12 protein-coding genes are annotated in these 12,070 nt (G+C 32.5%); 5 read left to right on the top strand and 7 right to left on the bottom strand.

The window, feature by feature from the left end:
* Window positions 1-2: 2 nt before the first annotated feature.
* From mutL to LY08_RS02780, 4 genes are read left to right on the top strand one after another with little or no spacing between them, the layout of a single operon-like run.
* Complete coding sequence (mutL, locus tag LY08_RS02765; RefSeq protein ID WP_111658920.1) at window positions 3-1,844, top strand: DNA mismatch repair endonuclease MutL; 1,842 nt, start codon at window positions 3-5, stop codon at window positions 1,842-1,844.
* Window positions 1,845-1,847: 3 nt separating this feature from the next.
* Window positions 1,848-2,675: a rhomboid family intramembrane serine protease gene (locus LY08_RS02770; protein ID WP_111658921.1), complete on the top strand. Its 828-nt coding sequence runs from the start codon at window positions 1,848-1,850 to the stop codon at window positions 2,673-2,675.
* Window positions 2,676-3,536 (top strand): rhomboid family intramembrane serine protease, encoded by an 861-nt coding sequence (locus LY08_RS02775; RefSeq protein ID WP_111658922.1) that lies wholly within the window; start codon window positions 2,676-2,678, stop codon window positions 3,534-3,536.
* Window positions 3,533-4,549, top strand: a complete 1,017-nt coding sequence (locus LY08_RS02780) for an endonuclease/exonuclease/phosphatase family protein (protein WP_111658923.1) — start codon at window positions 3,533-3,535, stop codon at window positions 4,547-4,549. The genes LY08_RS02775 and LY08_RS02780 overlap by 4 nt, the downstream gene beginning before the upstream one ends.
* On the opposite strand, the gene LY08_RS02785 is transcribed toward LY08_RS02780, so the two are convergent.
* The 7 genes from LY08_RS02785 to LY08_RS02815 all read right to left on the bottom strand — a co-directional run bounded on the left by LY08_RS02785 (window position 4,546) and on the right by LY08_RS02815 (window position 10,429).
* Window positions 4,546-4,860 carry a DUF6122 family protein gene (locus LY08_RS02785; protein WP_111658924.1) on the bottom strand — a complete coding sequence of 105 codons (315 nt, stop codon included), beginning with the start codon at window positions 4,858-4,860 and terminating at the stop codon, window positions 4,546-4,548. The genes LY08_RS02780 and LY08_RS02785 overlap by 4 nt on opposite strands.
* Window positions 4,853-5,479 carry a WbqC family protein gene (locus LY08_RS02790; protein WP_111658925.1) on the bottom strand — a complete coding sequence of 209 codons (627 nt, stop codon included), beginning with the start codon at window positions 5,477-5,479 and terminating at the stop codon, window positions 4,853-4,855. The genes LY08_RS02785 and LY08_RS02790 overlap by 8 nt, the downstream gene beginning before the upstream one ends.
* 120 nt (window positions 5,480-5,599) lie before the next feature.
* Complete coding sequence (gene lepB, locus LY08_RS02795) at window positions 5,600-7,288, bottom strand: signal peptidase I (protein ID WP_111658926.1); 1,689 nt, start codon at window positions 7,286-7,288, stop codon at window positions 5,600-5,602.
* Window positions 7,289-7,409: 121 nt separating this feature from the next.
* Window positions 7,410-8,111 carry a 4-hydroxy-tetrahydrodipicolinate reductase gene (gene dapB / locus LY08_RS02800; protein ID WP_111658927.1) on the bottom strand — a complete coding sequence of 234 codons (702 nt, stop codon included), beginning with the start codon at window positions 8,109-8,111 and terminating at the stop codon, window positions 7,410-7,412.
* A 10-nt stretch (window positions 8,112-8,121) separates the two neighbouring features.
* The gene (locus tag LY08_RS02805) at window positions 8,122-8,763 is read right to left on the bottom strand and encodes a DUF5683 domain-containing protein (RefSeq protein ID WP_111658928.1); all 642 of its coding nucleotides are present in this window, start codon (window positions 8,761-8,763) and stop codon (window positions 8,122-8,124) included.
* Complete coding sequence (locus tag LY08_RS02810; RefSeq protein ID WP_111658929.1) at window positions 8,753-9,661, bottom strand: ParB/RepB/Spo0J family partition protein; 909 nt, start codon at window positions 9,659-9,661, stop codon at window positions 8,753-8,755. Before LY08_RS02810 ends, LY08_RS02805 begins: the two co-directional genes overlap by 11 nt.
* 3 nt (window positions 9,662-9,664) lie before the next feature.
* Window positions 9,665-10,429: a ParA family protein gene (locus LY08_RS02815; protein WP_111658930.1), complete on the bottom strand. Its 765-nt coding sequence runs from the start codon at window positions 10,427-10,429 to the stop codon at window positions 9,665-9,667.
* A gap of 198 nt (window positions 10,430-10,627) precedes the next feature.
* Here LY08_RS02815 and LY08_RS02820 point away from each other — a divergent pair, with 198 nt between their 5' ends.
* Entirely contained in the window at window positions 10,628-12,067 is a 1,440-nt protein-coding gene (locus tag LY08_RS02820) for a CotH kinase family protein (RefSeq protein WP_111658931.1), read from the top strand.
* Window positions 12,068-12,070 lie beyond the last annotated feature (3 nt).

Here is a 12,070-nt window from a genome sequence, read left to right on the forward strand (position 1 = left end):
GTATGGCAGATATCATTCAATTGTTACCAGATCACGTTGCTAACCAGATTGCTGCAGGAGAGGTCGTGCAACGTCCAGCCTCAGTTGTAAAAGAGCTGTTAGAAAATGCTATTGATGCTGAAGCAACTACTATAAAACTTATAATTAAAGATGCTGGAAAAACCTTAATCCAAGTTATTGATAACGGAAAAGGGATGAGTACTACTGACGCCAGATTAAGCTTTGAGCGTCATGCGACATCTAAAATACGCACAGCAGACGATTTATTTCAATTACACACCAAAGGTTTTAGAGGTGAAGCTTTAGCAAGTATTGCAGCTATTGCACATGTCGAGCTAAAAACAAAACAAGACCAACAAGACTTAGGTACAGAACTAGTTATTGAAGGTAGTGAGGTTAAATCTCAAGAAGTGGTTGTAACACCAAAAGGGACCTCAATTTCTGTTAAACACCTGTTTTTTAATATTCCTGCTAGACGTAATTTTTTAAAGTCTAATTCTGTTGAGTTACGACATATTATTGACGAGTTTCATCGTGTAGCTTTAGCACATCCAAACATTGGATTTTCAATGTTTAGTAACGGTAGCGAAACCTTTAATTTACCAGTTAGTAATTACAGACAACGCATTGTCAATATTTTTGGAACCAAAACCAACGAAAAACTAGTTCCTGTCGAGGAAGAAACCGAAGTCTTAACCATTTCTGGATTTGTAGGTAAACCAGAATTTGCTAAAAAATCTAGAAACGAGCAGTTTTTCTTTGTTAATAACCGTTTTATTAAAAGTGCATATTTAAACCATGCTATTAACTCGGCGTTTGAAGGCTTGTTAAAAGATGGTGCACAACCAAGTTATTATTTAAATTTAACGGTTAATCCACAAAGTATCGATATAAATATTCATCCAACAAAAACAGAAATTAAGTTTGATGACGAGCATACGCTTTATGCCATTCTACGTTCTTCAGTTAAGCATAGTCTAGGACAATTTAATATAGCACCTGTGTTGGATTTTGAGCGTGATGCTAATTTAGATACGCCTTATAGCTATCAACAAAAAGGAACACCAACCATAGAGGTCGATCAAAGTTTTAATCCGTTTAAAGAGGACCAACAAAAAACTAAGGTATCAAATTATAAAAAAGAAGTAGGTGCTAATTGGGAAAGCTTGTATGTTGGTTTAGAATCTAAAGGTACCAAAACACATACAGATTTTAGTGAAGTACACTTTGAAAGCGAACCAGAAAACGAATCTATTTTCAAAAATGAAAAAGATGTCGAGCAAAAGCAAACCACATATCAGCTTAATAACAAATTTATTATTAGTACCATAAAATCTGGTATGCTAGTCATTGACCAACATCGTGCACACCAACGCGTGTTGTATGAAGAATTTTTACAACACATCACTATAAAAGAAGGTGTTAGTCAACAGTTATTATTTCCGTTAGAGCTACATTTTTCTAAACAAGAAATAGCATTAATTAATCAATTAAAAGAAGATTTAGAATCTACTGGATTTATATTTCAATCTGTAAAAAATGAAACCGTTCAAATTACTGGAGTACCAGTAAATGTTCCAGAAAGCGAAGTGTCTATTATTTTAGAGCAATTAATTAGTGATGTAGAAAACGAAGTGCCAGATAGTAATTTTTCAGCAACAGATTTGTTAGCCAAATCTATGGCGAAAAGCTTAGCAATAAAAACAGGACAAACATTAACCAACCCAGAGCAAGAGCATTTAGTAAACCGTTTATTTGCTTGTAAGGAACCTAATGTGTCACCAACTAATAAAACCACATTTATCACCATGACTGTGGATGAGTTAGATAAAAAATTTATGTAAACTATGATGAGAATAACAGATACGGTAAAGCATTTGATTATAATAAATATAATCATGTTTGTGGGTACGCTAACTGTTGGAGATGGACGACTATTTTACGATTTATTTGCGATGCATTTTCCTGCTAGCGATGCTTTTAAACCTTGGCAAGTGGTAACTCACATGTTTATGCATGGTGGATTTACACACTTACTGTTTAATATGTTTGCACTATGGATGTTTGGTACACCTGTAGAGCAACGTTTGGGACGTAATAAATTTTTGTTTATCTATTTTTCTGCAGGAATAGGAGCTGTATTGTTCCAGTTAGCAGGTTATTATTGGGATTATTTTCCAGCAGTTACAAACTTGATGGAATCAGGTTTAAGTAAAACAGCTATAAACGATATTATTAACTTTAATATTTTAGATGGTAATCAATTTACAGGTAAGTTGTTAACAGAGCAATTAGAACCTTATTTATATGAAAACGGAATTCCTGAAAGTATTATTAATCAATCTGTTTATAATAATTTATTTGAAACAAATGTACTAATACACAATAGTACTATGGTTGGAGCTTCAGGTTGTATTATGGGTATTTTAGCTGCTTTTGGTTTAATGAATCCTAATGCTGAATTAATGATGATATTGTTACCAATTCCAATTAAAGCCAAGTACTTTATACCAGGAATTATAATTTTAGATGTTATTTCTGCGTTTACAGGACAGTCGTTTTTTAGTCCAAGCAATACCGCTTATTTGGCTCACGTTGGAGGTGCCATTATAGGCTTTATAGTGATGTGGTACTGGAAAAAAAATAGCATGAATAAATACCGTTGGGACCAATAAATGAATCAAATAGAACAATTAAAATATAAATACGCTAGACTTAATGTCTTAGAAAAAATTATAGCTATTAATAGTGTTATTTTTTTGTTTGCTCTAATTTTTAGACGACTTGTTCCTGGAGTTTTTAAGTGGTTGCATTTACCAAGTGATTTTTACGACTTTTTGTATAAACCTTGGACTATCATTACTTATGGGTTTTTACATTTTGATTTGTTTCATGTCTTATTTAACATGCTTTGGTTGTACTTTTTGGGTAGAATCATGTTAAATTTATTCAACCCAAAAATGGCTTTAAATATCTATCTTATGGGTATTATTGCTGGTGGATTAGCGTTTTTATTTGGGTATAATGTCATACCAAGCGTGTTTGCCTCTTCTGCTTATTTACTTGGTGCTTCTGCTGGTGTAAGAGCTATTCTTATATTTTTATGTGCCTACATGCCAGACAAGGATATTAGATTTTTTACGTTTAATTTAAAGTTATGGTGGATTGGTGCAGTGTTAATTGGTTTTGATGTTTTAAACATCATTGGAGGTAATAATGCAGGTGGCAATTTAGCGCATCTAGGAGGAGCTGCTTTAGGGTTTATATATGCAAAACAACTGGCTAAAGGACACGATATTGGTACTGGTTTTGGTCGGTTTATGGATTGGGTAACTAGTTTGTTTAAAGCTAGTAAAACACCTAAAATGAAAACCGTACACAAACAAAAAGGTAACGTTGCTGGTTATAAAAAAGAAGAGTTTAACCAATTAAATAACCAGAAAAAAATTGATGCTATCTTAGATAAAATAAGTAAAAGTGGGTACGATAGTTTATCTAAAGAAGAAAAAGAATTTTTATTTAAAGCTGGGAAATGAAAAACTTAACGTTTTTTGAAAAAATTATCTTCTTCATAAACTCTATTGTAGCGTTTTTGTTACTACTTTCCTATGTATTACCTAATATACCACCAAAGACTTTTGCTACACTATCTGTTTTAAGTTTAGGAGTGCCATTTTTAATATTACTTAACGTACTGTTTTTTGTGTATTGGTTGTTTAAAATTAAAAAGCAACTCCTACTATCCCTTATTGTGGTTACAATTGGTTATTTTTTATTTGGATCGTTATATAAATTTTCTAACTGGGAGGAAGATGGTACAGAAAGCTTGTCCATTATGAATTATAATGTGCGTTTGTTTAATTTATACGAATGGATTCCTGGAAAAGATATTGACCAAAAATTAGTAGAATTTGTTAAAAAGGAAAACCCAGATATTTTATGTCTACAAGAATATCAAATACAAGATGATGTAGATTTTTCTAATTATAAATACAAATACGAAAAGTTAGAAGGTCAAAAAATTAAAATGGGACAGGCTATTTTTTCTAAATATCCAATAATTCATTCTGGTTCTATAGAGTTTCCAAAAACTGCTAATAATGCCATATTTGCAGATATTGTAAAAGAAAAAGATACCATAAGAGTATATAATTTGCACTTACAATCTTTACGTATTGACCCACGAGTACAAAGTTTAACTACCGAGAATTCTGAAAAGTTAATAAACGGAATAGGAGAGACCTTTAAAATGCAACAAAGTCAGGCAGAATTATTTTTAAAACATAAAACTAATAGTCCTTATAAAGTCATCATTTCTGGTGATTTTAATAACTCTGCGTTTTCCTATGTGTATAAAACCATAAAAGCAGATATGAAAGACGCTTTTAAACAACAAGGAAACGGTTTTGGACGTACCTATAACTTCAAGTTTTTTCCGCTTAGGATTGACTTTTTATTAGTTGATAAATCCTATACTATCAATAGCTTTAAAACTTATGATGTCGAGTACTCGGACCATTATCCAATTATGGCTCGAATTTCTTTTTAACGACTCATTAAATAACAATCTGTAATATCTGCAATAATGTGTATGACTAATCCTAGTCCAATAAGTCTGGTTTTATTAGGAATAAGTAATATTAAATAAACCGCTAAAGCATAATACGTGTGAAGAGGATGGAAGTTTATACTACATCTATTTGGCGCAAACATTGGTGTAGCTAAAAGGTGATCTAGATCTATTGATAGGCCTAAAAGCATGATTAATGCTGCTTTTTTCCATTGTTTTTTAAAAAATAAAAGTGCTATTACAAGAGGTAACCCAAAATGAATTCCGTAATGTATTAAAGGTCTATACATTTGGTAAATGTTGAGATTCTAGATAGGTTAATGCATTTGTACCTTCGTTAAATATCAAATCCAAAACAGTTAGATTATTAATGTAACCATGTTTATCATGAAACACTTGTGTATAAGGGTCTAAAACTATATTTTTTTCTTGTCTGGCATTGGCTAAATACCTGTAATCTTTTAGGTCTGTTGGATTTTTTTCAAATGTAGTTGTAAATTTAGGGCTTAAGTCTAATTGTAAAAAATCAGAAATCACCTCAAAACATTTTAAATTATGGTCAAAAATAAATTCCGATTTTAATTTAAAAAGTGGCTGGAAATCGTCTTCATAAAATTCAAAATAAGGAGATGTTCTGTAAGCAGCTTCAAAACTTTTCCAATGTATTAATTGCCATTTATCTACATCACTAATTTTGACATCTCTATATAACTGTCGCTCTTTATGACTATGTATTATTGGAACACTTAATTGCAATCTTCCATTAGCACCATAAATATACGCTCTGTTTCTATACGTTTGCTTCTGAAAATTATCATGCATCTCAAAAGTTAACTCATCAGCATTAGCAATTGCTACACATTGCGCGATACTAGGGAAGTACGTTGGATGGAGTAGTATGTTTTTCATTTGATAATGCAAAATTCCTGCGTAGGCAGGAATTTTTTTAAAAATAGTAGTTTATTCCTGTTTTATTTACAAGCGTTTTTTAAAGGTAAAGTATTCAATAACCAAATTATATATCAACCCTTAAGCAGCTTTCTTACGTTTTCTAAATTTATTAAAAGCAATAATGGCACCCAATACCACTAAAAACGGTATTAAATAAGATACAGGTTTACCACTACCACCAACAGTTGTAAATACTCTGTCCCAACGTATTTTGTTAATACCTTCACCATTAGTATCCCAACTCATCCAAATAAAAACAGGCTTACCTACAACATGATTAAATGGTACAAAACCCCACATTCTTGCGTCTTGCGAGTTGTGTCTGTTGTCTCCCATCATCCAATAGTAATCTTGAGTAAACGTATACGAGTCTGTAACCTTACCATTTATGATAATTTGATTACCATTAACCTTAAGTGTATTGCCTTCATAAGCAGTAATAATACGCTTGTATAGTGGTAATGTTTCTAAATTAAGTTTTACTGTTTGACCAGCTTCAGGAATGTAAATTGGTCCAAAAAAGTCTCTATTCCAAGTGTAATCTGGAGACTTCGGAAATAGTTGCTCTGTTGTACTTGTCGAGATGTCTTTTTTAACATTAATTACCGATGGATCAGTACGCATGGTTTTAGCTAACTCATCTGTAAGGTTAGCATACAACGCGTTTCTGTCGTAATCCATACCAATAATTTTCATTAGTTTTTCATCAACACTTCCTAAAACAATTGTTTTGATGGAGTCTTGCTTTACAACGTCTAATGCTATGTTATTGGTTCTAATTACATTTTGAACTTTTTCATTGTTCCACTGCTTGGTACTAATGCTTTTAACTTGTCCCCATTCTGTTAACTTATATTGATCTATAAAGCTTTGAGAAAGTGGGTTTTTAGTTTCAACTAAATAAAAATACTGAGGTTTTGCACGATCAGGTAATTGGTTTTTCTTTCCATTAATATATACATAACCATCTTTAATAGACAGCGTATCTCCAGGAATACCTACACAGCGTTTGACATAGTTAGTTTTTTTGTCTACTGGTTTATAACGGACTTCTCCGTAAGGATTATTAATGTCCACCAACGTATCGACTGGCCAGTTAAACACAACTATATCATTGTTTTTTATGGTTTCAAACGCTGGTAACCTAAACATAGGTAATTGCGGTTTTTTTAGATACGATGGTGTTGTTGTTCCAGGAATGGCATCGTGTACCATAGGTACTGCAACTGTGGTTCCAGGTGTACGTGGACCGTAATGCACTTTACTTACTAGTAAAAAATCACCAATTAACAACGTTTTTTCTAAAGAGGATGTTGGGATTACAAAAGGTTGAATAATATACGTATGCACTATTGTTGCTGCAATAACTGCAAATAAAATAGAGCTTACCCAATCTCCAAATTCTGTTCTTGGATGTAAATCTCTGTCTTTGATGTGCTGAATATCTTTAGCGACATAATTTAAATAGAAGCTGTAAAATCCTAATGTAAAAATGGCTAAAAAGGTATCTGTTGCAGAGTTTTTGCCGAAACTTCTAGCTATCTCTACCCAAATAACTGGGAATAAAATTAGGTTTACTATTGGTAAAAACAGAAGGATAGTCCACCACCAAGGTCTGTTAATAATTTTCATTAAAATAACAGCATTATAAACTGGTACAAACGCTTCCCAAGCTTTTCTGTCTGCTTTTACATATAATTTCCAGGTTGCCAATCCATGTAAAAACTGAATAACAATGAAAAAGATAATCCAATTTGTTCCGTTCATAATATATTATTTAATGACTTGTGTCTTTTGTTATATTGATTAATTATCAAATTTGGGGTTTTTCTTGATGAAATAAAAATTCTAATTAATTCATCTTTTACTTTTAACAAAGATTTACGTTTTAATCTAATGCTAGTACATCTTTCATCGTAAAAATTCCTGTTTTACCTACTAACCATTCTGCAGCTATAACAGCTCCTAAAGCAAAACCTTGTCGGTTGTGTGCTTCATGCTCAATTTTTATAGTATCTATTGCACTGTTGTATGTAATGGTGTGTGTGCCAGGAACTTCTGGTATGCGTTTAGCTGTAATAGGAATAGTGTTTTTATCACTAACGTCCAACTTCCAGTCTTGATAGGCTGTATTATTATCTATAATGCCTTCTGCTAAAGTAATAGCAGTTCCACTGGGTGCATCTAGTTTTTGTGTGTGGTGGATTTCTTCAATATCAACATTGTAATCGTCAACTTTTGCCATCATTTTTGCTAATACTTTATTGAGCTCAAAAAAGATATTTACACCTAAACTAAAATTAGAAGCATATATAAAAGCTCCTTTTTGTTTTTCGCAAAGCGAAACAACGTCGTTGTATTGTTCTAACCAACCTGTAGTTCCAGAAATTACAGGAACTTGATTATTAATACAGTTTGAAATATTATTGAAAGCTGCAGAAGGGACGCTAAAATCTATTGCTACATCTGCATCTGTAATGTTATAACCAGATTGCTCTGAAGTTTTTATAACAATGTCATGACCACGTTGTATAGCAATAGCTTCTATTGCTTTTCCCATTTTACCATAGCCTAGTAAAGCGATTTTCATAAAGATATTTTTAAAACTGAAAGTTTAAAGTTAAACCCACGCGACCTAAATTATCAAATTCTTCAATTTTATAATGCGGTTTTAAACTTAAATCGTTACTGATGTTATATTGAAGTAAATGCGCATCGACATTAGCATCAATTATATTTAATGCATAAATTCCAACAGTTATAAGTAAAGAAAGCTCTTTATTACGTCTAAAGGTTTTTTGGGCTTCCCGTAAAGCGTCATCTGTAAATTTATTCTGAAACTCGTCATCTTCAAAACCTGCTAATCGTCTTTTGTAAGCATCTCTAGCTCTGTTGTACTGCTTATTGTTTTCAATATAAAAATAAATACTTGTACCTAACGCTGCATATACAATTGGTATTTTCCAGTATTTTCTATTGTATGCTTGACCTAAACCAGGTAAAACAGCAGAATAAAATGCAGCACGAGAAGGCGATAAGGGATTGTAAATTCTGGATTCTTTTAAAACGGTTGAGTCAATAATAACAGGCTTGTCACTAATTTTTTGTTGTCTCTGTTTTAAAACCTTCGGAATCTCTTGTGTTGTAGTATCTGTGTCTTTAACAGGTTCTGTTTCTTGAGCGATACAAAATGCACTTAAAAAACAACATATTAAAGTAAAAATGGAGGCTTTATTTAGCACCTTGAACTAGCTTTTTAATTCTATTAAAATCTTCTTCAGAATGAAACGGAATGGTTATTTTTCCTTTACCATTGCTGGATACTTTAACGTCAATTTTATGTCCAAAGTATTCTGAAAACGCAGTGATACCTTTTTTAACATATTTTGGCAATTCTTCGGTTTCTTTTTTAGTTGGCACCTTTACCTCACTGGTAGAGTTGTAGTGACGTACTAAGTTTTCGGTTGCTCTAACAGATAGTTTTTCGCTTAAAATTTTCTCGTAAATCTCTAATTGAGTGGTTTGGTCTTCAATATTAATAATCGCACGACCATGACCCATCGTTAAAAACCCATCACGTATACCTGTTTGGATAATTGGGTCCAGCTTTAATAAACGTAAATAGTTTGCAATGGTGCTACGTTTTTTACCAACACGATCGCTCATTTGCTCTTGTGTTAATTGTATCTCGTCAATTAATCGTTGGTACGATAATGCAATTTCTATAGGATCTAAGTCTTGACGTTGGATGTTTTCTACCAAAGCCATCTCTAAGCTTTCTTGGTCGTTAGCAATCCTGATATATGCAGGAATAGTTTCTAAACCTATTAATTTAGAAGCTCTAAAACGACGCTCTCCAGAGACTAATTGATACTTTTCAAAGCCTAATTTACGGACGGTTATAGGTTGTATTACTCCTAATTCTTTTATAGACGATGCTAATTCGCGAAGGGTTTCTTCGTTAAAATTAGTACGTGGTTGGAATGGATTCATCTCTATCGAATTTAAATCTAACTCGACAATGTTTCCTATCACTTGATCTGCGTTTTTATCTTTAGCAGATTGTATGTCGTTATCTGGATCTTTTAATAATGCTGAAAGTCCACGTCCTAAAGCCTGTTTCTTAGTTGCTTTCGCCATAATTTAGGAGTTTTTTGTAATAATTTCTTTAGCTAAACTTAGGTAATTACTAGCACCTTTACTAGACGCATCATAATTTATAATGCTTTCGCCATAACTTGGTGCTTCACTTAGTTTAACGTTACGTTGTATAATGGTTTTAAAAACCATATCGTTAAAATGCTTTTGTACCTCTTCTACCACTTGGTTAGAAAGGCGTAAACGCGAATCGTACATAGTCAGTAACAACCCTTCAATATCTAATTCAGAATTGTGTACTTTTTGTACGCTTTTTACAGTGTTTAATAGCTTGCCTAAACCTTCTAATGCAAAATACTCGCATTGGATTGGGATGATAACAGCATCTGCAGCAGTTAACGCATTAAGTGTTAACAATCCTAAGGATGGTGCGCAATCTATTAGTATAAAATCGTAATCGTCTTTTATCTCTTGTAATGCTTTTTTAAGCATATACTCGCGTTGATCTTTATCTACCAATTCTATCTCAATAGCAACTAGGTCTATATGTGCAGGTATGATATCTAGGTTAGGCGTTTCGGTTTTAACAATTGCTTGTTTAGCGCTATTGGTATGCTCTAATAATTGATAGGTACCAATTTCTACCGACTCTACATCGATGCCTAAACCAGACGTTGCATTGGCTTGAGGGTCTGCATCAATTAGCAACACTTTTTTCTCTAAAACACCCAGTGAAGCAGCTAAGTTTACTGAGGTTGTTGTTTTTCCTACACCACCTTTTTGATTGGCAATTGCAATGATTTTACCCATTAATTTGATTTGGTTTTTGTTTAAAACTTTGCTGTAAATGACAGCTTAAAGTCAAGCGTAAAAATACAATTATTTATGAGGAATAAAAACCTTAGTTGTTAACAGTGCTCTAATCTTAAAATTAGCAAAATTTAACATCTGTAACAGAATGCAAAATATATTCATTATTTTACCAAAAGAATCCAAATATACTCTAACATGAAACACATTATTCAGGTACTATTTTTTGTTTGCTTTGTTCCTACTTTTGCTCAAGATATTGTTGCAGAAGAAGGTAGTTATGGTGTGGATGATACAAACAAAGTTATTGTTTGGCACACTTCTAATTTAGATTCTGTGGTTACTGCACATAAAACAATAACCAGTTTAAAATTTGACAAGATTTATACACTTGAAGACGCTTCTTCAAACTTATCTTATACCAATCAATACAAGGTGTCAAATAGCGACAGTTATACCTTGTTTATTACAAAATTGCCATTAATTCATATCACTATTAATACCGCTAAAATAGACCGGTTTTCTAAAATCCCTGGATATTTTACGTATTATAATAAAGGTGAATATAAAAAAAGCCTAATGGGAGTAAGGCACAGAGGTAATTTATCGCTAACCTTTCCTAAAAAGTCTTATGATATCGAGTTTTGGACAGATAGTATTTCCAAAAACAGCAAAGACCTAAAATTTAAAGGAATGCGATCTGACGACGATTGGATTTTGGATGGCATGTTTAACGAGCCCTTACGTTTGCGCTCTCATATCTCTACAAAATTATGGACCAAAGTCCATAAACCGTATTACGCAGATAAAGAACCTAAAGCCAAAAGTGGATTTGAAGTCAAGTATGTTGAGGTTTTTAAAAATAACCAGTATTATGGGTTGTATCAGTTTTCAGAATCTGTAGATAGAAAACAGTTACAGGTTAAAAAACACGACAAAAAAACTATTTATGGCGAGTTGTATAAAGCCAATTCTTACGATGGTGGACCAGATTTTACTAAAGCACCCAAGTATAACAACCTGTTTCCGCATTGGGCTGGTTTTAGGGTAGAATACCCTTTAATAGATTATGAAGCCGATTGGAAAAACCTTTCAGACTTTGTTAATCTAGTGGTTAATGGATCTGATAACGACTTTATTAATAACATAGAAAAGCATGTGCATATAGATAATGTCATTGATTATTACCTTTTTATAAATGTGGTAAGAGCAACCGATAATTTGGGTAAAAACTATTATTTAGGAAAGTACACTACTGGCGAACCGTACTTTTTTGTGGCTTGGGATTTAGATGGTGTTATGGGAATTATTCAGGATGGAAAACGTGAAAATTACACCAACGATATTTTAGGAAATGGTTTGTTTAATAGATTAATACAATTAAACCCTAATAATTATAACCAAAAGCTTAAAGAGCGATGGACCGCGTTAAGAGCTAATCAGTTTAGTAACGATAATTTGTTGTCTAAAATTGAAACCATTTATAACAGATTTACCACAGAAAACATCTATAAACGCGAACAATTAGTCTGGATCAATAAGCTAAACGACACCTCTAATCAAGACCATTTCACCTACTTAAACACTTGGATTAATAAACGTATGAGTCATTTAGATACTTATTTTAATTCGTTATAATAG

Origin of the sequence: Olleya aquimaris (assembly GCF_003259525.1) — a bacterium.
GTDB classification, from domain to species: Bacteria; Bacteroidota; Bacteroidia; order Flavobacteriales; family Flavobacteriaceae; genus Olleya; species Olleya aquimaris.